This is a genomic window from Pseudomonas sp. HLG18 (genome assembly GCF_051903985.1).
GTDB lineage: Bacteria > Pseudomonadota > Gammaproteobacteria > Pseudomonadales > Pseudomonadaceae > Aquipseudomonas > Aquipseudomonas fluorescens_BT.
Window position 1 is genome coordinate 6,106,031 of the sequence record NZ_CP195831.1, and the last position, 24,470, is coordinate 6,130,500.

The following is a 24,470-nucleotide window of genomic DNA, read 5'->3' on the forward strand; positions in this document are numbered from 1 at the left end:
GCGTCAAAAAGGAGATCGCATGCTCGAGCTCACTGTAGAGCAGATATCCATGGGCCAGTCGGCTGTGGATAAACCCGCCGCTTTGCAATTGCTGGCCAGTCATCTGGTCGCCGATGGCCTCGTCGCCGATGGATACCTCGCCGGCCTGCAGGCCCGGGAGGCTCAGGGCTCGACCTTCCTCGGTCAAGGCATTGCGATTCCCCACGGCACGCCCGAAACCCGTGACCAGGTGTTCGCTACCGGCGTGCGCTTGATGCAGTTTCCCGACGGCGTGGATTGGGGCGACGGCCAGATCGTCTATCTGGCCATCGGCATCGCGGCCAAATCCGACGAACACCTGCGCCTGCTGCAACTGCTGACCCGCGCCCTCGGCGAGACCGATCTGGGTCAGGCCCTGCGCCGCGCCAGTTCGCCCGAAGCGCTGCTGAAACTGCTGCAAGGCGCGCCACAGGAGCTGGCGCTGGATGCACAGATGATTGGCCTCGGGGTCTCTGCCGACGATTTCGAAGAGCTGGTCTGGCGCGGTGCGCGTCTGCTGCGCCAGGCCGATTGCGTGAGCAACGGTTTTGCCGGGGTGTTGCAGCAAGTCGAAGCGCTGCCGCTGGGTGATGGCCTGTGGTGGCTGCACAGCGAACAGACCGTGAAACGTCCAGGTTTGGCGTTCGTCACGCCGGACAAACCAATGCGTTACCTCGGTCAGCCGCTCAGCGGTCTGTTCTGTCTGGCCAGCCTCGGTGAAGCGCATCAGGCGTTGCTTGAGCGGTTGTGCGCGTTGCTGATCGAAGGTCGCGGTCATGAACTGGGCCGCGCCACCAGCAGCCGCAAAGTCCTCGAAGTGCTCGGCGGCGAGTTGCCGGCCGACTGGCCAAATGCGCGGATTGCACTGGCCAACGCTCATGGTCTGCACGCGCGGCCGGCGAAGATCCTTGCGCAACTGGCCAAGAGCTTTGACGGTGAAATTCGTGTGCGCATCGTCGATGGTCAGGACAGCGCCGTATCGGTGAAGAGTCTGAGTAAACTGCTGAGCCTCGGCGCCCGTCGCGGCCAGGTGCTGGAAATCATCGCCGAGCCGAGCATCGCCGCCGATGCGTTGCCGGCGTTGTTGGCGGCGATCGAGGAAGGCCTCGGTGAAGAAGTCGAACCGCTGCCGGCCGTCAGCCAACCACCCGAAGTGATCACCGACATAGCCGAAGTCATCATCGCCCCGGCCTCCGGCAGCTTGCTGCAAGCGATTCCCGCCGCCCCCGGCATCGCCATCGGCCCGGCGCACATTCAGGTCCAGCAAGCCATCGATTACCCGTTGCGCGGCGAGTCCGCCGCCATCGAGCGCGAGCGTCTCAAGCAGGCGCTGGCCGACGTGCGCCAGGACATTCAAGGCCTGATCGAACGCAGCAAGGCCAAGGCGATTCGCGAGATTTTCATCACCCACCAGGAAATGCTCGACGACCCGGAACTCACCGACGAAGTCGACACCCGCCTCAAGCAGGGCGAAAGCGCCGAAGCGGCGTGGATGGCTGTGATCGAGGCCGCCGCGAAACAGCAGGAAGCGTTGCAGGACGCGTTGCTCGCCGAACGTGCTGCCGACCTGCGTGATATCGGGCGTCGGGTGCTGGCGCAACTGTGCGGCGTGCAGACGCCCGCCGAGCCCGAGCAACCGTACATTCTGGTGATGGATGAAGTCGGTCCGTCCGACGTGGCGCGTCTTGATCCGGCGCGGGTCGCGGGGATTCTCACCGCCCGTGGTGGCGCCACCGCTCACAGCGCCATCGTGGCCCGCGCGCTGGGGATTCCGGCGCTGGTCGGTGCGGGCGCTGCGGTGTTGCTGCTGAAACCGGGCACGCCGTTGCTGCTCGACGGCCAGCGCGGTCGCCTGCATGTGGACGCGGATGCCGCGACCCTGCAACGCGCCAGCGAAGAGCGCGACACCCGCGAACAACGCCTGAAAGCCGCCGCCGAACAACGCCATCAACCAGCGCACACCACCGACGGCCATGCCGTGGAAGTGTTCGCCAACATCGGTGAAAGCGCCGGTGTGATCAGCGCGGTGGAGCAGGGCGCCGAAGGTATCGGTTTGCTGCGCACCGAGCTGATTTTCATGGCCCACCCGCAGGCGCCGGACGAGGCGACTCAGGAAGCCGAATACCGCCGCGTCCTCGATGGTCTCGCCGGTCGGCCGCTGGTGGTGCGTACCCTTGATGTCGGCGGCGACAAACCGCTGCCGTATTGGCCGATCGCCAAGGAAGAAAACCCGTTCCTCGGCGTACGCGGCATTCGCCTGACTTTGCAGCGTCCGCAGATCATGGAAGCGCAGTTGCGTGCCTTGCTGCGTTCGGCAGACAACCGACCATTGCGGATCATGTTCCCGATGGTCGGCAGCGTCGAAGAGTGGCGTCAGGCCCGCGACATGACCGAACGCCTGCGCCTGGAAATTCCGGTCGCCGATCTGCAACTGGGGATCATGATCGAAGTGCCGTCCGCCGCGTTGCTGGCGCCGGTGCTGGCCAAAGAGGTGGACTTCTTCAGCGTCGGCACCAACGACCTGACCCAATACACCCTGGCCATCGACCGGGGTCATCCGACCCTCTCCGCCCAGGCGGACGGCCTGCACCCGGCGGTGCTGCAACTGATCGACATCACCGTGCGCGCGGCCCATGCCCATGGCAAATGGGTCGGTGTGTGCGGCGAGCTGGCGGCGGATCCGCTGGCGGTGCCGGTACTGGTCGGCCTCGGTGTGGATGAACTGAGTGTGTCCGGGCGCAGCATTGCCGAGGTCAAGGCGCGCATCCGCGAACTCAGCCTGACCCAGGCTCAAACCCTTGCTCAACAAGCCCTGGCCGTGGGCAGCGCCAACGAAGTGCGCGCATTAGTGGAGGCCCTGTAATGGCCAAGATTCTTACCCTGACCCTCAACCCGGCGCTGGACCTGACGGTGCAGCTGCCGCTTCTGGAAGTCGGTCAGGTCAATCGCAGCGACGAGATGCACACCCACGCCGCTGGTAAAGGCGTGAACGTCGCGCAGGTGCTCGCCGATCTCGGTCATCAACTGACGGTCAGCGGTTTTCTCGGTGAAGACAACCTGCAGGCATTCGAAAACCTGTTCGTCAAACGCGGTTTCGTCGACGCCTTCATCCGTGTACCCGGCGAGACTCGCAGCAACATCAAGGTCGCCGAACAGAACGGCCGTATCACCGACATCAACGGCCCGGGGCCGGTAGTGGACGTGGTGGCACAACAGGCGTTGCTGGATCGTCTGGTGCAGATCGCGCCGGGGCACGACGCAGTGGTGGTGGCCGGCAGCCTGCCGCGCGGAGTCAGTGCGAAATGGTTGCGAGAGTTGATTGAGCGCCTGAAGGGGCTGGGCCTGAAAGTCGCGCTGGACACCAGCGGCGAAGCGTTGCGCACGGCGCTCAAGGCCGGTCCGTGGCTGATCAAGCCGAATACCGAAGAGCTGGCCGATGCGCTGGGCTGTGAAGTGGTCTCCCACGCGTCACAGGCCGAAGCGGCTGATCGGCTGCACGCTCAGGGCATCGAGCATGTGGTGATTTCCCACGGCGCCGAAGGCGTGAACTGGTTCAGCGTCGGCTCGGCGTTACATGCCACGCCACCGAAGGTCAGCGTCGCCAGCACGGTCGGTGCCGGCGATTCGTTGCTGGCCGGCATGCTGCACGGTCTGCTCAGCGCTGACACGCCGGAACAAACCCTGCGCACGGCCACGGCGATTGCGGCGCAGGCGGTGACCCAGATCGGTTTCGGTATTCATGATGCTGCGCAACTGGCGCGGCTTGAACAGGGCGTGCGCGTGCGTCCCCTGACAGAACAATAAGAGGGTTTGTCATGAAGTTAGCCATTGTCACGGCCTGCCCGAACGGCATGGTCACCAGTGTGCTGTGTGCCCGGCTGCTGGATGCCGCAGCCCAGCGTCAGGGCTGGAGCACCAGCGTCGAAGTGGTGGACGCAGCGCACCCGGAACGAGCGCTGTCGGCGGCCACCATCGAGGCGGCGGAGTGGGTATTGCTGGTGGCCACCGGCGACATCGACATGACGCGTTTCATCGGCAAACGCGTGTTCCGGATCGCCCCGGCGCAAGCGCTGCAGGATGTCGAAGCGGTGCTGCGTCGCGGTGTCGAAGAGGCCGAAGTTCATGTCGCCAGCGACGTTGTCCCGGCTGCAGTCACGCAGACCGCGCCACGCATCGTTGCCGTCACCGCGTGCCCGACCGGTGTCGCGCACACCTTTATGGCCGCCGAAGCCTTGCAGCAAACGGCCAAGCGTCTGGGTTATGAGTTCCAGGTGGAAACCCAGGGTTCGGTAGGGGCGAAAAATCCCTTGAGCGCGACAGCGATTGCCGAGGCCGACGTGGTGCTGCTGGCGGCGGATATCGAAGTCGCTACCGAGCGGTTCGCCGGCAAGAAAATCTATCGCTGTGGTACCGGGATCGCGTTGAAGCAATCCGAAGCCACGCTGAAAAAAGCCCTGGCCGAAGGTGTCGTTGAAAGCGCTGCCGGCGACGGAAAAGTACCGGCCAAACAAGAGAAAACCGGCATCTACAAACACCTGCTGACCGGTGTGTCGTTCATGTTGCCGATGGTGGTGGCGGGCGGTCTGATGATCGCCTTGTCGTTCGTGTTCGGCATCACCGCATTCAAGGAAGAAGGCACGCTGGCGGCGGCATTGATGCAGATCGGTGGCGAGACCGCGTTCAAGTTGATGGTGCCGTTGCTGGCCGGTTACATCGCCTACTCGATTGCCGACCGTCCGGGTCTGGCGCCGGGAATGATCGGCGGCTTGCTGGCGAGCACCCTGGGCGCCGGCTTCATCGGCGGGATCGTCGCCGGGTTTATCGCAGGCTACGCGGCCAAGGCGATCAGTCGGTATGTGGCGTTGCCGCAAAGTCTGGAAGCGCTGAAACCGATTCTGATCATCCCGCTGTTCGCCAGTCTGATCACCGGGCTGGTGATGATTTACGTGGTTGGCAAACCGGTGGCGGGGATGCTCGCAGCGCTCACGCATTTTCTCGACAGCATGGGCACCACCAACGCGATCCTGCTCGGTGTGCTGCTGGGCGGGATGATGTGCGTCGACCTCGGAGGGCCGATCAACAAGGCTGCGTATGCGTTCTCGGTGGGGCTGCTGGCGTCGCAGAGTTACGCACCGATGGCCGCGACCATGGCCGCCGGCATGGTGCCGCCGATTGGTCTGGGTATCGCCACCTTCATCGCCCGGCGCAAGTTCGCCCAGACTGAACGCGAAGCCGGTAAAGCGGCGCTGGTGCTGGGCTTGTGCTTCATCTCCGAAGGGGCGATTCCGTTTGCCGCAAAAGACCCGTTGCGGGTGATCCCGGCGAGCATTGCCGGCGGTGCACTGACCGGTGCGCTGTCGATGTATTTCGGCTGCAAGCTGATGGCGCCGCACGGTGGTCTGTTTGTGCTGGCGATCCCGAATGCGATCAACCATGCGTTGTTGTATCTGCTGGCGATTGTCGCGGGCAGTCTGCTGACGGCGGTGGTGTATGCGCTGGTCAAGCGGCCGGAGGCTGTGGAACTGGCGCTGGAGCCCGCGAAGGCGTGAGGTGTCACACCCCTTTCATCTAGCGGTGCTTAAGTTTTCCTTTTTTCAGGGAGAACACCATGAGCGATTTCAACCTCGGTCGCCGGCGCGTGATGCAAGTGGTCGGCGCCGGTTTGCTGATGCCAGGGCTGGCGCCGGCCGTGATCGCCTCGGTCAAGGATCGGCCGCAACTCACCGACGGCGTGCAGTCCGGCGATCTGCAAGGCGACCGGGCGATGATCTGGAGTCGCAGCGATCGTCCGGCGCAAATGGTGGTGGAGTGGGACACCCGCAGTCAGTTCCGCCATCCGCGCCGGGTCGTCTCGGCGGTGGCCGATGCCCGTAGCGATTTCACCGCCCGCGTCGAACTCACCGGGTTGCCCGCCGATCAGGCGATTTTCTATCGCGTGTACTTCAAGGACGCCCGCACCGGCGTTGCCAGCGAGCCGTGGCTCGGCCACTTGCGCAGTGCACCGACGGCGCGGCGCAATCTCCGTTTTGTCTGGAGCGGCGACACCGTCGGCCAGGGCTTCGGCATCAACCCCGATATCGGCGGCATGCGCATCTACGAATCCATGCGCCTGCGCCTGCCGGACTTCTTTATCCACAGCGGCGACACCATCTACGCCGACGGCCCGGTGCCGGCGCAACTGACCACCGAAGGTGGCCGCGTGTGGCGCAACCTCACCACGGAAGCCAAAAGCAAAGTCGCGCAGACCCTCGACGATTATCGCGGCAATTACCGCTACAACCTGATGGATGAAAACATCCGCCGCTTCAACGCCGAAGTGCCGCAGATCTGGCAATGGGACGACCATGAAGTGGTCAACAACTGGTCGCCGGGCAAACAGCTCGACGAGCGCTATCAGGAAAAAGATATCCACACCCTGGTCGGACGTGCGCGCCAGGCGTGGCTTGAATATTCGCCGATGCGCCGGCAGGCAGCGGACGGTGGCGGGCGGATTTATCGCAAGCTGAGCTACGGGCCGATGCTCGATGTGTTCGTGCTCGACATGCGCAGCTATCGCGGCGCCAACGACGACAACCTCGGGGCGGAAAAACCGTTCCTCGGACGTGAGCAACTGAACTGGCTCAAGCGCGGATTGAAGGCGTCGAAAGCCCAGTGGAAGGTCATCGCTGCGGACATGCCGATCGGTCTTGGTGTGCCGGACGGTGAAGTCAGCCCCGGTGTGGCGCGCTGGGAAGCGGTGGCCAACGGTGATCCCGGCCCGGCTCAGGGCCGTGAGCTGGAAGTAGCCGAATTGCTCGGATTCCTGCGGGCACATCAGGTGCGCAATTTCGTGTTCCTGACGGCGGACGTGCATTACTGCGCGGCACATCACTATCACCCGGATCGTGCGGCGTTTCAGGATTTCGAACCGTTCTGGGAGTTTGTCGCAGGGCCGCTGAACGCCGGCAGCTTCGGGCCCAATCCTCTGGACAAGACCTTTGGCCCGCAAGTGGTGTTCCAGAAAGCACCGCCGACGCAGAACGCCTCGCCTTTTGCCGGGTTTCAGTTTTTCGGTGAGGTGAACATCGAGGGGCAGAGCGGGGAGATGAGTGTGGTACTGCGGGATCTGAACGGTGTGGCGGTGTTTGAGCAGAAGTTGCAGCCGGTCTGAATCCATTGCTGAACCTGTGGGAGCAGGGTTGCTCCCACAGTTGCCCAAGGTGAATCAGTAGACGTCGCGACGATAGCGACCCTGTTCGATCAGGCGTTCGACTTCGGCGGCGCCCAGCACTTCATTGAGCACTTGATCCACACCTGACGCCATGCCTTGAAGGCTGCCGCAGATGTAGATCACCGCACCGTCCGCCAGCCATTTCTTCAACTCGCCGGCCGATTCGCGCAGGCGGTCCTGCACGTAAATCTTCTCGGCCTGATCCCGCGAGAACGCCAGGTCCAGTCGCGCCAGATCACCATTGATCAACCACTCTTCCAGCTCCTCGCGGCAGAGGAAATCGTGCTCGCGATTGCGCTCGCCAAACAGCAGCCAATGACGCTGTTGGCCGTCGGCAATCCGCGCCTTGAGCAAGCTGCGCAGCCCGGCAAGTCCGGTGCCGTTGCCCAGCAGGATCATCGGCACCGGCGCATTTGGCAGATGGAAACCGCTGTTGCGGCGTACCCGCAGGCTGATGCTGCCGCCGACCGGAGCATGCTCGGTCAGCCAGCCGGAGCCGATGCCGAGGGTGCCGTCGCTGTGTTGTTCCTGACGCACGATCAGCTCCAGCACGCCGTCGGCGGCAATCGAGGCGATCGAGTATTCGCGCATGGCCAACGGCACCATCGCATCGACCAGCGCCTGAGCGTGCAGACCGACCAGATGGGCGCGGTGCTCGGGCAACTGGCGGGTGGCGAGGGCCACTTCCAGCGATTCTTCCAGACCGTTGACCTTTACGCTGGTTTCGCCACGAATGCCGAGGCCGTCGAGGAAATGTTCGATGACCCACGGGCAGTTGCGTGGCAACACTTCCACCAGATCGCCAGCGAGCCAGCTGCTGGTGTCCGGTGCGCGAAGACCCAGCAGAAACACCGGCGAGCCGCTGCTGTCAGGGTTCATCAACTCGCGACGGACCAGCGTCCAGTTGCTGTAGCTCGGTGCCTGCCAGGTATCGACCGGTGCCTGACCGGTGATCTGGCCAAGCTGGGTCTGCCAGTGCCGCAGTGCATAAGGATCGCCGCTGTCGACTTCCACCGGAGCGAACAGCGTCTTGCCGCCGTGTTCGCCCAGCCATTGATGCAGGCGTCGGGCGAAACCGCAAAAGTGCTGATACTGACGGTCGCCGAGGCCGAGCACCGAGTAGTTGAGGTTGTCGAGAGCCGAGGCACGGGTCAGCACTTTGCGCTCGAAACCGCGAGCGCTGTCCGGCGCCTCGCCGTCGCCGAAGGTGCTGACCACGAACAGCGCGTTGTTCGATTCCTGCAGATCCTGCTCGCTGACATTCGCCAGCGGCTGCACCTTCACCGGCAATCCGGCGGCCTGCAACTGCCCGGCGGTCTGCCACGCCAGTTGTTCGGCAAAACCGCTCTGGCTGGCGAAACCGATCAGCCACGCGGGCGTATCGCCGGCGGGTTGTTCGAGACTTTTGCGGGCATCCTTGATCTGCTTTTTCTTGCGTCGGCGATCCAGATAAAGCAACCAGCCAGTGATGAAGAACAGCGGCATCAACACCGCCGCGAGCGTCACGATGATCCGCCCGACCAGACCGAAATAGCTGCCGACGTGCAGCGCATAAATGCTGGTCAGCAATTGCGCCTTGAAGCTCTTGTCGGCGTAGCGGTCGACGCGTTTGACAGCGCCGGTGGCCGGGTCAAGGGTGATCTGGTTCAGCGCGCGCTCATGGGGCGAGTTGTCGAGCAGATAGAACACGGTCGCCGGTTGGCCGGCCACAGGGGGCATGCGGATGTTGTAGGAGGCGAGGCCCGGACCTGCGGCGCTGTAGATGCTGCTCCACATCGCGGCGTAATCGGCAGTCGGCGCCGGACCTTCGGGAGCCGGGCCACGACCGCCGCGCACGCGCTCGTTCTGCGGTGCATCCGACAGCAGTTTCGTCAATCCCTTGTTGTACCACTCGTAGGACCAGGACAGTCCGGTCAGTGCCAGCAACAGATACACCAGCATGCACCAGGTACCGAACACCGAGTGCAGATCCCAGTTGAAGCTGCGGCCCTTTTTCTTCCAGTCCAGGGTCAGCCACACGCGCCAGCTGTTCCACTGGCGCGGCCAGCGCAGGTACAGGCCGGACAGGCAGAAGAACAGCAGCATCAGGGTGCAGGCGCCGGTGATGCTGCGACCGGTGTCGCCCATGGCGAGGAAACGGTGCAGTTGCAGCATCAGGCCGAAGAAGTCCTGACCGGTGGCGTCGCCCTTGAACTCGGCGGTGTAGGGGTCGAAGTAGCGCATCTCGCCACGGCGCTCACCCTTTGGCGGGGTGAACCAGACTCGCGCGGCGTTACCGCTGTCGGTTTCGACCGTGAGCATTGAAACGGTCTTGCCCGTCGCCGCTTCGATGCGTTCCACCAGTTCGGCGGGCGGCAGGACGCCGGCGACCTGCTTTTCCACCTGCAGGACCGACGGATTGAGCGCCTTCAGAATTTCGTCCTGAAACGAATAGGCGGCGCCGGTGATGCCCATCAGGGCCAGCACCAGCCCGGCAGTGATGCCAAAAAACCAGTGCAACTGGAACAGGGTTTTCTTCAACACGTCGCTTGCCTTGTCCGTTCGGAAATTGTGTTCACGGCGTGCATTATGCCGTGGCTTATCGAGAAACGTTCTTTATTACGCACAAAAGCCCCGTTCACGTGAATGAACGGGGCCCGAGGCTTCCGGCTTCTGTCAGAAGTGGAAGTTGGTGCTCAGCAATGCCGTACGCCCCGCCGCCTGGTTGGCGAAGTGAGTCGAGAAGGCCTTGTCGTAGTAGGTTTCGTTGGTCAGGTTCTGCACGTTCAGTTGCAGATCGACGTTCTTGCTCAGCTTGTACGCTGCCATCGCGTCGTAGCGAACGTAGGAGTCGACCATGGTGGTGTTGGCCACGTTGCCGAATACGTCATCCACGTAGAACGCACCGCCACCGATGGTCAGCTTCGGCGTGACCTGGTAAGTGGTCCACAGGCTGGCGCTGTTTTTCGGGGTGTTCGGCAGTTCGTTGCCGTTGTTGGCCTTGTTGGCCGGCAGGTCACCACCGTCCACTTGCTCGCTGTCCATGTAGGCGTAGCCGGCGAACACTTGCCACTTGTCGGTGATCTTGCCGCTGGCCGACAGCTCGATACCTTGCACACGGGTCTTGCCGGCGTTTTCGTACGAGGTGGTATCCACCTGGACGCGGGCGTTTTCTTTCTCGGTGCGGAAGATGTCGGCGGTCAGCGACAGGCGATCGTTCAGCAGATCCCACTTGGTACCGATTTCGTAGTTCCTGGTGGTTTCCGGCTCCATGTCGCTCTTGAGCAGGTTGCCGTTGCGATCCGGTGTGCCACCCAGCGGGTTGCCTTCCTGACCTTCACCCAGGGTGTTGCCCGGCGGTGTGGCAGAGGTGGCGTAGGACGCATAGATGCTGCCGTTCTCTGCCGGTTTGTAGACGATGCCGAACTGCCCGGTGACGAACTCGCTGGTGTCCGAACCTCTGGAGGTGGTGGTGCCTGCGTTGGTGTACGTCTCGTAGCCGGTTTCGAAGTGGTCGTAACGCAGGCCCATGTTGACCAGCCATTGCTCGGACAGCTCCAGGGTGTCGAACGCATACAGCGCGTAGGTATCGGACTGGGTGTCGGTGCCGGCGTAGTTGCGCGAAATGGCGCCGTTCCACGGATCGTTCGGGGTCGGGTTCGACAGCGAGGTGCAGTTGTAGCCGCTGGCGGCGCCAATCAGGCCCGGGTTGCAGTTGGTGGTCACGGCCGAGGTGCGCGGCGTGGTGTCGGTGTTGACGTTGTACGAGGATTTGCTGCTTTCCTCACGGGTGTATTCGACACCGGTGGAGAAGCTGTTCTTGAAACCGGCGACGTAGAAGTTGCCGAACAGATCGGTCTGGTTGGTGGTGGTCTCGGTGTTGCTCACGCGAGTGTTCGCACGACGCCAGACGCTGCCGTTGTTCACGTTGCCTTTGCTGTCGTCCGGCTGGGTCAGGATGTAATCCTGCATGCTGGTGCCGTGACGCAGGGTGTTCTTGATGGTCAGCGAGTCGCTCAGGTCATGCTCGATGGCGAAGGTCGCGGTGTCGGTGCGGCCCTTGCGGAAGTCGCGGTCCAGACCGTAGAAGTTGCTGTGATCGCCGCCGGCGTACGGCTTGTCCGGATTGGACTTGGTGCGCGCTGCCGAGCCACCGGCCGGAATCGTGTAAGGGATGCCCGAATCCGGCGTGTCGTTGCTTTCGAGATGGTAGTAGTCGAGGTTGACGCGGGTGTCGGTGCCCAGGCCGAAGGCCAGGGATGGCGCGATGCCCCAACGGTCGTAGTCGACCTTGTCGCGACCGGCGACGTTGCTCTCGTGGCTCATCAGGTTCAGACGACCGGCAGCGGTGTCGCTGAACTGGTAGTTGCCATCCATGGTGTAACGCTGGGTCTGGTCGGAGCCCCAGGTGAAGCCACCGTCGAACGAGTTGCCCAGGTGCGCTTTCTTGCTCACCAGGTTGATGCTGCCGCCCGCCGCGCCGCGACCGCCGATGGCGGAGTTCGGGCCCTTGCTGACTTCGATGTTTTCAACGGCGAAGATCTCGCGGCTCTGGGAGCCGGTGTCGCGCACGCCGTCGAGGTAGGTGTCGCCCTGGGCGTCGAAACCACGGATGAACGGACGGTCGCCCTGCGGGTTGCCGCCTTCACCGGCACCGAAGGTGATGCCCGGTACGGTGCGCAGCGCGTCCTGCATGTTCAGGGCGCCGGTGTCTTTCAGCACTTGTTGTGGAATCACGGTGACCGAGCGCGGCGTGTCGACCAGCGGCGCGGTGTACTTGGGTGAGGAGGCTTTCTCGACCTGGTAGGACGTCGAGTCCTGGGCTTCGCCGGTGATGGCGGTGGCGTCCAGGGCAATGGCATTGCCGGAGGCTTTGCTGTCGGTCGTTTCAGCCGCGAACACCGTGTGGCCTGCGGAGCCGGCGGTCAGTGCAACGCCGATGGCAGAGGCGAGCAGACGTGGTGAACTGACGGGTAGTTGTGCTTGTTGACGTGACATTTTTATTCCCCTCCCCAAGGATTTGAGGCGGCGGAATATAGGGTAAACAGGTATTCGTATCAATTGCGAAATATTGTTATTCGCGACGAATTTACATTCTTTACAATTTAGCCTTACGGTTTTTACCGATTCATTCGTCTGGCGGGTTTTACACACTCAATAAGAATCAATACCATTGCCGCCTCTTTGCCATCAGGTGACATTGCCATGCTGCTGCACATCCCTGCGCTGTTCGAAAAAGACGAAGTGCGGCGCATCCGCGAGGCTCTGGAACAGGCCGACTGGGCCGATGGCAAGATCACCGCCGGCTATCAATCGGCCAAGGCCAAGCACAATCTGCAACTGCCCGAAGGCCATCCACTGGCCAAGGAAATCGGCGCCGCGATGCTTGAGCGCCTGTGGAAAAATCCGCTGTTCATGTCCGCCGCGCTGCCGCACAAGGTATTCCCGCCGTTACTCAACTGCTACACGGCGGGCGGCAGTTTCGATTTCCACATCGACAACGCGGTGCGCCAGCCCAAGGGCAGCATCGAGCGGGTGCGCACCGATCTGTCGGCCACGCTGTTCTTCAGCGAGCCGGAGGACTACGACGGCGGCGAGCTTGAGATCCAGGACACTTTCGGCACCCAGCGCGTGAAACTGCCCGCCGGCGACATGGTGCTGTACCCCGGCACCAGCCTGCACAAGGTCAACGCGGTGACTCGCGGTGCGCGTTATGCCTCGTTCTTCTGGACCCAGAGCCTGGTGCGCGAAGACAGCCAGCGCGCGTTGCTGTTCGAGATGGACGGTGCGATCCAGCAACTCACCCACGACATGCCCGATCACCCTTCGCTGATCCGCCTCACGGGCACTTACCACAACCTGTTGCGTCGTTGGGTCGAGGTCTGAGTGGCGGACTTTCGGTTGCGTCGCGAAGAAGTCCTCGACGGCGAACGCCTCACCGCCATGCTCGAAGAAAGCCCGGCCCGCGCAGCTCAGGCAATTCTGCTGGCGGCGGGTGAGGGCGTGCTGGAAGCGCAGGCGCTGCTCGGGCAGATCCTGCTCGATGGTCACGGGATTGCTCAGGATCAGCCGCTGGCATTGCGCTGGTTTGAAATTGCCGCAGAGCAAGGTCATCTGATGGCGCGCAACATGCTTGGTCGCTGCCATGAACATGGCTGGGGATGTGCAGCAGATACGTCGATTGCCGCGCAGCACTATCGAATCGCAGCCGAATCCGGTCTGGATTGGGCAATGTACAACCTGGCCAATCTGCTCGCGACCGGGCGTGGTGTGGTTGTCGATCATCTTCAGGCAATGGCGTTGTATGAACGTGCGGCCGAAGCCGGGCATGCCAAGTCGATGAACCTGCTCGGGCGTTATCTGGAAGAAGGGCAAGTGTGCCCGGCGAATCCGGCAGCGGCCCGTGACTGGTATCGACGTTCGGCCGAGGGCGGGGATTTTCGCGGGCAGTTCAGTTATGCGGCGGTGCTGGCGGCTGAGGGCCGCATTGATGACGCGTTGGTCTGGCTGGAGAAAGCATTGGCCGTCGGTAATCTGAATTTCCTGCGAGTCGCCAGTGTGTCTTTGTTGAATGCACAACATCCGCAAATTCGTGCGATGGCCGATGCTTATAAGTTGAGGCTGGCAGAGTTGACGGGTTTGTAATTATTTATTCGGTTGTTAGTTGCTTTTATCAAGTTGAGGGGCTGTTGTCAGGCAGTAGTGTGGGTGAGTGATTGCTTTGTCTTGATTACTAATATTTAAGTGCTTGTTAGTTGTTTTCCTGCTGGCCTAAGGTTGTTTTGCGATATCGATGATCAAGTTGGAATGACTCGCTTGATAATGTCGTATATCCCAAATGACTTTTATTGAATATCCGAAGAAGACAAGGAGTCTCTTATGGAATTAAAAATAGACAGCAAGGTTGTCGAGGCCGCCGAGAAGGCGCCTCGGGTATTTGTAAGTGCTTCGCTCGGTGAAGGTGAAGAATACAATCGGGAAACCGGTATTCAATTAACCAAAGAACAGATCATCAGCCTGCGCAAGTATGAGGTGCTGGGGCTGTCGCTTCCTGTTCGGCTGGCGGACGTTGTTGCCTATCTGAACTACGGCGCCGGGGATGCCGGGGGCGTTGGCCTCAAGGCAACAGACTTCCTGCGGACATTCACCTGCACCTACGACCATGCGAAACGCTGGTCGCCGTTGCGTGAAAAAATCATGCTCACCGGTACTGATCTGAAAATTTTTGCCGGCAGCATCATTCGTACGGGTAAGGGAATCGTAGAGATCTACGAAGACCTGAAAGCCTCCAGGTATCTGGAGGAATACGATATCAATACGCCGCAAGAGTATCTGGAGCTGAAACGCACGATTCCGGATCTTCCAGACCTGGGCTTGCCGTCCGGGGATGTGCCGGAAATCAAGGCCTATCTCAATGACATGCTGGCCAAAGTCATGCAGTGCCATGCGAAGGCCGAGCATGTCAGGTCAGAACTCGACAGTTTCGGCGCTGATATGCGCGAGACCGTGCTGCCGGAGATCAAGCTGCGACTGGAGTTCGTGTCGCGCAATACCTATCAGGCAGACATTCAGGTCCTGCAGGGCGAAATCGACCAGCGCTCGAAAGAAATCGATGAACTGAACAAGCAATATGATCAGTTGGTTCAAGAAGCGATCCGGTCGGCAGCGACATTGAATGTCGGTGGTTTGATTCTCGGCATCTATCAGGGCGTCAAGGCCGAAAAAATCCGCAAGGAGCGAAACCGGTTGAAGGCAGAGCAACAGGCCTCCAACCAAGTAATGGCCAGCAAAAACCAGACGCTGAGTTCCCTGAACAAAGTGCGCGATGACTTGCAGAACCTGAGTTATGTAGCGATTGAAGCCGAAGTCGCCACGCAAAACCTGATGCTGGTATGGAATGCACTAAGCACTTATATCAATGCCTCTGTCAAAGAAGTGGATCTGCTTAAAGAGGCAACTTCCCTGAGGAAGTTCAAGAACCAGATTCTCGGTATTGTTGATCCGTGGGAGCAGATCAAGGTGAGTTCCGATCAGCTGTTGGGCGTCTTCGCTGCGGCAGATAAAGAGTATGGAAACAGCTTTGCAGTATTCGGGAGTAAAAGAACTATGTTGACGCTCAACAATCATCCAGCCGTTTCGGATTTTGACATCGCTGCTTTGCGCTCCTGCGCTGCAGCTGTTCAAACAAGCAATGTCACTGCACAGATGCTCGGTGAGGAGTTCAATTACATGCCGGGTACGGTCCGCATAATGAATGGGCTGACGATGGCTATCCAGAAAGCCACCTTTGAACTTCGTAATCAGGCCCAGACGACGGGGATCAATCTGGAGCGTGCACAGAAGAAGTTGAAAACATCTCAGGACGAACTTCTCGAGTATCCGGATGATGCGGATGAAATCCACGAGGAAATGGAAAGCGAACTCAAGAATGTATCGATGAAAATCTCCGAGCACGCGGACGATTTGAAGATGACGCACAACGGCCTGACTACCGCTTACGACCGATCGGCTTCGGCGCAATGGATCGTGACGCTGCAGCAGGACCGGGCCTTCACGGAAGCACTGAAGGTCACATCGGAAGAAAAAGTCGTCGATTTCGAAAAGCAGATGAAATCGGTGTCTGAAGCGCTCGAGCTGATCGCGAAAGCCGGGGTGGAGAAAATCGGTCAGGAAGCCCAACTGACGCTGGATAACCTGAAAGCACTGGGGCTGGCACCACCGCAGGTCCAGATTGCATTGTTCGCCATTGATACCTTGAAAAAAATGATCGCGGGTATCGGTGAAGCCATTTCCTATCTGAACATGCTGGCGGGTTACAACCAGCTCAAGGATAAGGTGGCTGATCTGAGGACGCAGTTGAAGAAGTACGTCAACGAGATCGCCCAGATCGATGGAAAGATTCACCTGGTTCAAATCCTCGATCAACTGGACGAAGAGCGTTGGAGTTACGTGAATGAATTCTCGAATCTGGTGGCCCGATTCGAGTCATATGCCCGAGACTTCAGGCAAGACAAGTTACAGCCTGTCGAGCAACGAACGACTGCTGCAATCGCCCGGATTGCCGACGTCCGGCAGTATTTGAAAACGGTTCAGCAATAAGGAGTCGAGGCGGTGGGCGCCGCGCCCATCGCCTCCTGATCAGTCATGAATACACTTGCCTATGAACTTGGCGCAGCACAACGGCGGACACTGGACCGATACACAAATTTCCTGAGTTCACTTCATCCCACTTTCAACAACATCCCTTTGGTATTTGAGCGCCGCAGAACCAGCGGTCATCAATTGGCGGTACTGGCCAGCGATTCGCGTTTGAACAACGCCAGTTTCAATGCGCGCTATTTGCAGGAGTTCTGGCAGCGCACCGAAGAGGCTCGGCGCCTCGGCAGCACTTTCGTCGCGGATCTCGCTACGTTCACCGCCGAAACGCTGGAAATCACCCGGAACACTTCAAGGAACGAGCCTCTCAGTCAGGTGGATTTCAATCTGTACAGCTTATCCAGGTCGCCGACCTGGAAGCTGTTTCCCCCCACCGATGTCCCGGATCTTGTTCACGAGCTGGCGCTTCGGTTCTGCTCGTTAAGGGCGGCGATTCGCCAACTGAAATACACAATCGTCGAGGTGCATGACGAGTCGTTCGGTCTCAAGTCGGTGTTTGTCAGGGCGATGGATCATCGCACGTGCCAGTGCCATACCCAGCCGACAGTGGTCGAGGAGTTGTTTCGCGAAGCGCGCACTACGCCGGTTTGGGACGTGGCTTATTCGTCAGCGGATCCGCTTGTCAGAGGCGCCGAATACAAAACTGATATAGCCGGCTTGTTTAACGGATTGGCTTCCGTGAGTTCGCACATCAGCGTGTTTCTCGAAGAAACGGGCTTGCGCATCGACACGGTGTTCAATGAATTATTGAAGGCAGAGCGCGCGTCGAAACTCGGCGAGTTGAATTTCCAATTGGCTGCTGCGAAGGAGGGCGCTGGCGAGTTCATGGCGATGATCAATCATCTTGAGTCATGGCTGCGCAAATAAAAAAGGCCCATGCATGCATGGGCCTTTCCATTTGAAGCGTCGCTTACACGTAGAACGACTTCAGCGGCGGGAAGCCATTGAACTCTACGGCGCTGTAGCTGGTGGTGTACGCACCGGTCGACAGCCAGTACAGGCGATCACCGATCGCCAGGTTCAGTGGCAGGCCGTACTTGTAGTTTTCGTACATGATATCGGCGCTGTCGCAGGTCGGGCCGGCGATGACGACTTCTTCCATTTCGCCTTTCTTCTCGGTCCAGATCGGGAACTTGATGGCTTCGTCCATGGTTTCGATCAGGCCGGAGAACTTGCCCACATCGGTATAAACCCAACGCTCGACGGCGGTACGGGATTTACGCGCAACCAGTACCACTTCGCTGACCAGGATACCGGCGTTGGCAATCAGCGAACGGCCCGGTTCCAGAATGATTTCCGGCAGGTCATCACCGAAGTCTTCCTTCAGGAAGCGAATGATTTCTTCGGCGTAGGTTTCCAGGCTGTTGGTGCGGGTGATGTAGTTGGCCGGGAAGCCACCGCCCATGTTGATCAGCTTGAGGTGGATGCCGTCTTCTTCCTTCAGGCGCTCGAAGATCACTTTGACCTTGGCGATCGCCGCGTCCCAGACGCTGATGTCGCGCTGTTGCGAACCGACGTGGAACGAGATGCCGTAAGGCACCAGGCCCAGGTCACGGGCGAGGATCAGCAGGTCCATGGCCATGTCGGTCTGGCAGCCGAATTTGCGCGACAGTGGCCAGTCGGCCGTAGTCGAGCCTTCGGTCAGGATGCGCACATAGACTTTGGCGCCCGGTGCGGCCTTGGCGATGTTGCGCAGGTCGGCTTCGGAGTCGGTGGCGAACAGACGCACGCCCTTCTCATAGAAGTAGCGGATGTCCTTGGATTTCTTGATGGTGTTGCCGTAGCTGATCTGGTCCGGGCTGACGCCACGGCTCAGCACTTTGTCCAGCTCATAGATCGAGGCGATGTCGAAGCTCGAGCCTTTCTCCTTGAGCAGGTCGATGATCTCGACGGCCGGGTTGGCCTTGACCGCGTAGTAGACCTTGGCGAATTCGAAACCGGCGCGCAGGTCATCGTAGGCCTGGGCGATCATCGCGGTGTCGATCACCACGAACGGGGTTTCCTGTTTGTCGGCGAACGCCTTCATTTTCTGAAAGGTTTCGCGCGCGAAATAGTCTTCGACCTGGATCGACATACTTGGGAGCTCCTATGGGCAAACTCGTGAAATCAATGGGTGCAAATGAACGCCCTCCGTATCCCCACTTTGGTTCGCCTACTTCCCAAGGCATGTCGCCGAAAGCAAAAAGGCCATGGGAAATGTAGTCTTTCTTTCCCTTGGCCTTGCTGTCTCGTCGTCAGTACTTGAGCCGGATGGATCGTTTCCAGCATGGACGTTCGGCGCGAACTTTAGGGCGTGAGGGGCCTGAGATCAACTAAAAATGTCGCGTTTTTGCACGCTTCTGACGTACGTCGCGGATATCACTCTTTGTACCCGACCGAGATGACGGTCAGATGTTCCGCAATAATTTTCAGGTGTTAAAAATACCTGCACGTTCGATGCTGATGTGTGCCAAGTCATGGATAACTACGATCACTTCAACATCGGCGACGTTGGCGGCGAGAAAGGCAGGTGAGGGGGAAGTTGCTGGTTCAGGCTGGCAAAATCGGCCGGGTTCGGCTCTCGGGTGTGTTGATATTTCTTGCCGGCTCATCGTCGGTAGGAAAATCCCGGCCTTGAGTTTCCGGCGGTCGAAAAAAAGGGCTGTCGAACAGCCCTTTTGCTTTTGATCAGGCCACCGCTTCGGCCGGCGACACGATATTGGTCTTCATTCCGCGTGAACGACCCGAACTCAGGTACGCCGCAATCGACTCCTGGGTGACTTCGCCAAGGAAAACCCGCTCGGCATCCATCACTGGCAGCCACGCCCGATTGAACTCGTACATGCGCGACAACAGGATGCGCAAATGCTCGTCGTAGGCAGCCGTGGCGTTGAACTCGCGCAGGAATTGCGCGCATGTTCCGGTCTGACGGTGAAGGTCGCGACGTCGCACATAACCCAATGCCTTGTTCTCAGCGTCAGTCACGACGACATAGCGACGGTCATGCTCGTCCATCAACTCCAGCGCATCGGCCACCGGGGTTTGTGGGCTGACCGACGGCGCGTTGTCCGCCGCATCTTCGGCTTTGACCAACAGCAGGCGTTTGAGGGTGCTGTCCTGGCCGACGAAGTTGCTGACGAAGTCGTCCGCCGGATGGGCGAGCAGGGTGTCCGGATGGTCGATCTGCAGCAGTTTGCCGGCGCGGAAAATCGCGATCTTGTCGCCGAGCTTGATCGCTTCGTCGATGTCGTGGCTGACCATGATCACGGTCTTGTTCAGTGCCCGCTGCATCTCGAAAAACTCGTTCTGGATCATCTCGCGGTTGATCGGATCGACCGCACCGAACGGTTCGTCCATCAGCAACAGCGGTGCATCTGCCGCCAGTGCGCGGATCACGCCGATCCGTTGCTGCTGGCCGCCGGACAATTCGCGCGGATAACGATGCAGATACTGCTTGGGCTCAAGCTTGATCATGCTCATCAGCTCGCGGGCGCGGTCGTGGCATTTCTGTTTGTCCCAGCCGAGCAGTTTCGGCACCACCACGATGTTCTCTTCGATGGTCATATTGGGGAACAGACCGATCTGTTGGATCACGTAGCCGATGTTTCGGCGCAGGGTCACTTCGTCGAGGTCGGTGGTGTCTTCGCCGTTGATCAGGATCTTGCCCGAAGTCGGTTTGATCAGGCGGTTGATCATTTTCAGCGTGGTGCTTTTGCCGCAGCCCGATGGCCCGAGGAATACGCAGATTTCGCCTTCATTGACGGTCAGGCTTACCGAGTCCACGGCTTTCACATCTTTGCCGTTGCTTTGGAAGGTCTTGCTGAGGTTTTGAAGTTCGATCATTTGAGTAATCCTTTTGGAGTCAAAGAGCGTTGCAGCCACTGCAAAAACAGGTCGGCGAAGATCGCCAGAAGACTGACCAGCAGCGCGCCGACGATCAGCATCGACATGTCGCTGCGGCTGATGGAGGCGAGGATCAGCACGCCGAGGCCGCCGGCACCGATGGTTGCGGCGATGGTCATCACGCCGATGTTCATCACCACGGCCGTGCGCACGCCGGCCAGGATCACCGGCACCGCGATCGGTAGCTCGACCATGCGCAGGCGCTGGCCGAAGGTCATGCCGATGCCGCGTGCGGCTTCGCGAATGCCCGGTTCGACGCCGGTCAGGGCGAGGTAGGTGTTGCGCATGATCGGCAGCAGTGAATAAAGGAACACGGCGGTGATCGCCGGCATCGGGCCGAGGCCCTGACCGAATTTCGAGTAGAACGGCAGCAGCAGGCCGAACAGCGCAATCGACGGCACGGTCAGCAGCACTGTGGCGCTGGCCTGCAAAGGGCCGGCGAGGCTCGGAAAGCGAGTCATCAGAATGCCCAGCGGCACGCCGATGAGAATCGCCAGACTGACGGCGATGCCGACCAGGGTGATGTGCTGCCAGGTCAGGTGCATCACCTGCTGCCAGTCGAGGTGGGAAAAGGCGTTCAGGAATTCCATGACTTTTCCTCCTTTAGTTAAGTGGGTGCTGGCGCAGGAAATCGGCAGCGACTTTCGACGGGCTTTCGTGATCGACATCGACCCGCGCATTGAGCTGGCGCATGGTTTCGTCGTCGAACAGCTCGGCCAGGGGTTTGAGCTGTTCCGCCAGTTGCGGGTGGGCGTCGAGGTAGGCCTGACGCACCACTGGCGCGGCGGTGTAGTCCGGGAAGTAATGCTTGTCGTCTTCCAGCAGCTTCAGCCCGAACGCATTGAGACGACCGTCAGTGGTGTAGACCAGACCGGCAAACACCTGGCCGTTACGCAGGGCGGTGTAGACCAGTCCTGCGTCCATCTGCCGGATGTTTTGGCGGGTCAGGTTCATGTCGTACAGCTTGACCATGCCGTCCAGACCGTCGGAGCGGTTGGCGAACTCGGTGTCCAGCGCCACCAGATGATTGCTCCTGGCCTCGCTGCGCAGCACGTCGTTCAACTGGCTGATGTTGTTGATCTGCGGATATTGCTCGGCAACCTTTTTCGGCAGGGCGAGGGCGTAGGTGTTGCTGAATTTCGACGGTGTCAGCCAGACCAGGCCTTTTTTCGCGTCGAGTTCTTTCACTCGGGCGTAGGACTGTTCGCTGTCGAGTTTTTCGGTGACATGGTTGTAGGCCACCAGCGACACGCCGGTGTATTCCCAGAGCATGTCCAGTTGCCCGCTTTCGTGGGCGCTGCGGGCCAGGTTGCTGCCCAGGCCACCGGTAATCTGCGCGTCGTAGCCTTTGCTGCGCAGGTATTGCGCAGTGATTTCCGCGAGCAGGGTTTGCTCGGTGAACACCCGGGCACCGAGGCGGATGAGCGGCTTTTCTGCCGCCTGGGCAAATCCTGCGAACAGCAGGGCGCAGCCTAGAATCAAGCTAAGTCGTTTCATGAATATTCCTTTGCCGAAGCCTTAAGACGGGCGCAAACCGCGTTCCAGCCAGAGACGGCTGGCGAGGGTGACCACGCCATCGAGCAGCAACGCCAACAGCGCGGTGCACGCGGCGCCGAGCAGCAGTTGCGGCTGATTGTTCAGGGCGATGCCGGGGAAGATCAGGCTGCCAAGGCTGTTGGCGCCGATCAGGAAGGCCAGCGGCGCTGTACCGACGTTGATCGCCAGGGCCACCCGCACACCGCCAACGATGATCGGCACGGCGTTGGGCAATTCGACCTGCCACAACACCTGGCGCGGAGTCATGCCGATGCCGACGGCGGCTTCTTTCAGCGAACCCTGGACGTTTTTCAGGCCTTCATAGGTGTTGCGCACAATCGGCAAAAGCGAGGCGAGGAACAAAGCGAAGATCGCCGGACCACTGCCGATGCCGAGTATCCCCAGGGCAATCGCCAGTACGGCCAGCGGTGGCACGGTGTTGCCGATGTTGAAGATTTGCATGAAGCGTTCGGCGCGGCCGACCATGGTCGGGCGGCTCAGGAAGATACCGGCGGGGATGCCCACGACAAGGGCGGCCAGCATTGAAGCGAGGACGAGAATCAGATGAGCTTGCAGGTAAAACAACAAATCGTCGCGGTAGTGTTCGATCGTGTTGATGCCGATCCAGTGGACCAGCAGGGCCAGGAGCGCGATTACCACCGCACCTCCCATCAGCCCTTTGCCATAGCGGATAGCCACAGGCGGACTCCTTTTTTATAGTCGGCGGACGCTGTCCCGAGTGGCATGCCATGCCTGGCTGCCGGGCGTGAACGTTCGCGAGAAGCAGCTCCCCCAGTACCGGCCAAAAGCGGTCTGAAAGTGAGCCATGAGCGCAGCCTCGTCAGGCTAACTTGCTGATTTTTCAGCCCCTGACGAAAAGTCGTAACAGGGGATGGACGTCTCCGTGCTTTAAAAGGTTCCCATCTGAGGCAGCATTTGGCCACCCTTAATGTGCTCAACGGTTCGGTTATTGTCTTGACTTGGGCTATAATCGCGGCCCTTTTTTGAATCACCGCCAGGCGATTTCCCATGACCAGACAGGCCGCCGAAGTCGCGAAACGCCGCACTTTCGCCATTATTTCCCACCCCGATGCCGGTAAAACCACGATCACCGAAAAGCTCCTGTTGATGGGCAAGGCGATTGCAGTGGCCGGTACGGTGAAATCCCGTAAATCCGACCGCCATGCGACATCCGACTGGATGGAGATGGAGAAGCAGCGGGGTATTTCCATTACCACGTCGGTCATGCAGTTCCCGTATCGCGAACACATGATCAACCTGCTCGACACCCCGGGCCACGAAGACTTCTCCGAAGACACCTACCGCACCCTGACCGCGGTGGACTCGGCCTTGATGGTCCTCGACGGCGGTAAAGGTGTTGAGCCGCGTACCATTGCGCTGATGGACGTCTGCCGTCTGCGTGACACGCCGATCGTCAGCTTCATCAACAAACTCGACCGTGACATCCGTGACCCGATCGAGCTGCTCGACGAAATCGAAGCCGTTCTGAAGATCAAGGCCGCGCCGATCACCTGGCCGATCGGTTGCTATCGCGACTTCAAGGGCGTTTACCACCTGGCCGACGACTACATCATTGTCTACACCGCCGGTCACGGTCACGAACGCACCGAAACCAAGATCATCGAAAAGCTTGATTCCGACGAAGCCCGCGCCCACCTGGGCGACGAGTACGACCGCTTCCTCGAACAGCTGGAACTGGTGCAGGGCGCCTGCCACGAGTTCAACCAGCAGGAGTTCCTCGACGGTCAGCTGACCCCGGTGTTCTTCGGTACCGCACTGGGCAACTTCGGTGTCGATCACGTGCTCGACGCCGTAGTCGACTGGGCACCGCGTCCGCTGCCACGTGTGGCCAACGAGCGTACCGTGGAGCCGGTGGAAGAAAAGTTCTCGGGCTTCATCTTCAAGATCCAGGCAAACATGGACCCGAAACACCGCGACCGCATCGCCTTCATGCGCATTTGCTCGGGCAAGTACGAGAAAGGCATGAAGATGCGTCACGTGCGTACCGGCAAGGACGTGCGCATCGGCGACGCCCTGACGTTCTTCTCCTCCGAGCGTGAACAGCTCGAAGAAGCTTACGCCGGCGACATCATCGGTCTGCACAACCACGGCACGATCCAGATCGGTGACACCTTCAGCGAAGGCGAAACCCTGGGCTTCACCGGTATCCCGCACTTCGCCCCGGAACTGTTCCGCCGCGTACGCCTGCGCGATCCGCTGAAATCCAAGCAACTGCGCCAGGGCCTGCAACAGCTGGCCGAAGAAGGCGCGACCCAGGTGTTCTTCCCGGAGCGCAGCAACGACATCATCCTCGGCGCCGTCGGTGTGCTGCAGTTCGATGTGGTCGCCAGCCGCCTGAAAGAGGAATACAAGGTCGAGTGCTCCTACGAGCCGATCACCGTCTATTCCGCGCGCTGGATCGAATGCAGCGACAAGAAGAAGCTCGAGGAATTCTCCAACAAGGCGGTGGAAAACCTGGCGCTGGACGGCGGCGGTCATCTGACTTACCTGGCGCCGACCCGGGTCAACCTGGCCCTGATGGAAGAGCGCTGGCCGGACGTGAAATTCCGTGCGACGCGTGAGCACCACTAAGCGCTGACTGGCGACACCCGAAAGCCCACTGTTAAAACAGTGGGTTTTTTTTGCGTGTTGATTAAGTATGCGAACT

General features: G+C 60.2%; 16 protein-coding genes. 9 read left to right on the plus strand and 7 right to left on the minus strand.

Going from position 1 to position 24,470, the window contains the following annotated elements:
- Positions 1 to 19 precede the first annotated feature (19 nt).
- From ptsP to ACSPX5_RS27920, 4 genes are read left to right on the plus strand one after another with little or no spacing between them, the layout of a single operon-like run.
- A complete protein-coding gene (ptsP, locus tag ACSPX5_RS27905; RefSeq protein WP_439820664.1) occupies positions 20 to 2,881 on the plus strand; it encodes a phosphoenolpyruvate--protein phosphotransferase in 2,862 nt (953 codons plus the stop codon).
- The gene (gene pfkB / locus ACSPX5_RS27910) at positions 2,881 to 3,822 is read left to right on the plus strand and encodes a 1-phosphofructokinase (protein ID WP_207865180.1); all 942 of its coding nucleotides are present in this window, start codon (positions 2,881 to 2,883) and stop codon (positions 3,820 to 3,822) included. The genes ptsP and pfkB overlap by 1 nt, the downstream gene beginning before the upstream one ends.
- An 11-nt stretch (positions 3,823 to 3,833) precedes the next feature.
- Positions 3,834 to 5,567 carry a PTS fructose-like transporter subunit IIB gene (locus ACSPX5_RS27915; protein ID WP_439820665.1) on the plus strand — a complete coding sequence of 578 codons (1,734 nt, stop codon included), beginning with the start codon at positions 3,834 to 3,836 and terminating at the stop codon, positions 5,565 to 5,567.
- A gap of 59 nt (positions 5,568 to 5,626) precedes the next feature.
- Positions 5,627 to 7,168, plus strand: coding sequence for an alkaline phosphatase D family protein (locus ACSPX5_RS27920; RefSeq protein WP_439820666.1), 1,542 nt, complete (start codon positions 5,627 to 5,629; stop codon positions 7,166 to 7,168).
- Positions 7,169 to 7,222: 54 nt separating this feature from the next.
- Here ACSPX5_RS27920 and ACSPX5_RS27925 read toward each other — a convergent pair whose 3' ends face one another.
- The gene (locus ACSPX5_RS27925) at positions 7,223 to 9,751 is read right to left on the minus strand and encodes a PepSY domain-containing protein (protein ID WP_439820667.1); all 2,529 of its coding nucleotides are present in this window, start codon (positions 9,749 to 9,751) and stop codon (positions 7,223 to 7,225) included.
- 132 nt (positions 9,752 to 9,883) lie between these two features.
- On the minus strand, positions 9,884 to 12,205 hold the full coding sequence (locus tag ACSPX5_RS27930) for a TonB-dependent receptor (RefSeq protein WP_439820668.1): 2,322 nt from the start codon (positions 12,203 to 12,205) through the stop codon (positions 9,884 to 9,886).
- A 207-nt stretch (positions 12,206 to 12,412) separates the two neighbouring features.
- Here ACSPX5_RS27930 and ACSPX5_RS27935 point away from each other — a divergent pair, with 207 nt between their 5' ends.
- From ACSPX5_RS27935 to ACSPX5_RS27950, 4 genes are all read left to right on the plus strand, one after another.
- The gene (locus ACSPX5_RS27935; RefSeq protein ID WP_011332426.1) at positions 12,413 to 13,093 is read left to right on the plus strand and encodes a Fe2+-dependent dioxygenase; all 681 of its coding nucleotides are present in this window, start codon (positions 12,413 to 12,415) and stop codon (positions 13,091 to 13,093) included.
- Complete coding sequence (locus ACSPX5_RS27940) at positions 13,094 to 13,852, plus strand: tetratricopeptide repeat protein (RefSeq protein ID WP_439820669.1); 759 nt, start codon at positions 13,094 to 13,096, stop codon at positions 13,850 to 13,852.
- 234 nt (positions 13,853 to 14,086) lie between these two features.
- The gene (locus tag ACSPX5_RS27945) at positions 14,087 to 16,306 is read left to right on the plus strand and encodes an alpha-xenorhabdolysin family binary toxin subunit A (protein WP_439820670.1); all 2,220 of its coding nucleotides are present in this window, start codon (positions 14,087 to 14,089) and stop codon (positions 16,304 to 16,306) included.
- Between the two features lie 45 nt (positions 16,307 to 16,351).
- The gene (locus ACSPX5_RS27950; RefSeq protein ID WP_439820671.1) at positions 16,352 to 17,230 is read left to right on the plus strand and encodes a hypothetical protein; all 879 of its coding nucleotides are present in this window, start codon (positions 16,352 to 16,354) and stop codon (positions 17,228 to 17,230) included.
- Between the two features lie 43 nt (positions 17,231 to 17,273).
- Here ACSPX5_RS27950 and ACSPX5_RS27955 read toward each other — a convergent pair whose 3' ends face one another.
- The 5 genes from ACSPX5_RS27955 to ACSPX5_RS27975 form a co-directional block, all read right to left on the minus strand.
- A complete protein-coding gene (locus ACSPX5_RS27955; protein ID WP_039769212.1) occupies positions 17,274 to 18,437 on the minus strand; it encodes a type III PLP-dependent enzyme in 1,164 nt (387 codons plus the stop codon).
- A 593-nt stretch (positions 18,438 to 19,030) separates the two neighbouring features.
- Positions 19,031 to 20,185: an osmoprotectant ABC transporter ATP-binding protein OsmV gene (locus ACSPX5_RS27960; RefSeq protein ID WP_169428827.1), complete on the minus strand. Its 1,155-nt coding sequence runs from the start codon at positions 20,183 to 20,185 to the stop codon at positions 19,031 to 19,033.
- Entirely contained in the window at positions 20,182 to 20,835 is a 654-nt protein-coding gene (locus tag ACSPX5_RS27965) for an ABC transporter permease (RefSeq protein ID WP_085729571.1), read from the minus strand. The genes ACSPX5_RS27960 and ACSPX5_RS27965 overlap by 4 nt, the downstream gene beginning before the upstream one ends.
- Positions 20,836 to 20,848: 13 nt before the next feature.
- A complete protein-coding gene (locus ACSPX5_RS27970; RefSeq protein WP_439820672.1) occupies positions 20,849 to 21,742 on the minus strand; it encodes a glycine betaine ABC transporter substrate-binding protein in 894 nt (297 codons plus the stop codon).
- 21 nt (positions 21,743 to 21,763) lie between these two features.
- The gene (locus ACSPX5_RS27975) at positions 21,764 to 22,453 is read right to left on the minus strand and encodes an ABC transporter permease (RefSeq protein WP_169432591.1); all 690 of its coding nucleotides are present in this window, start codon (positions 22,451 to 22,453) and stop codon (positions 21,764 to 21,766) included.
- A gap of 357 nt (positions 22,454 to 22,810) precedes the next feature.
- On the opposite strand from ACSPX5_RS27975, the gene ACSPX5_RS27980 reads away from it, so the two are divergent.
- Positions 22,811 to 24,394 (plus strand): peptide chain release factor 3, encoded by a 1,584-nt coding sequence (locus ACSPX5_RS27980; RefSeq protein WP_102717839.1) that lies wholly within the window; start codon positions 22,811 to 22,813, stop codon positions 24,392 to 24,394.
- Positions 24,395 to 24,470 lie beyond the last annotated feature (76 nt).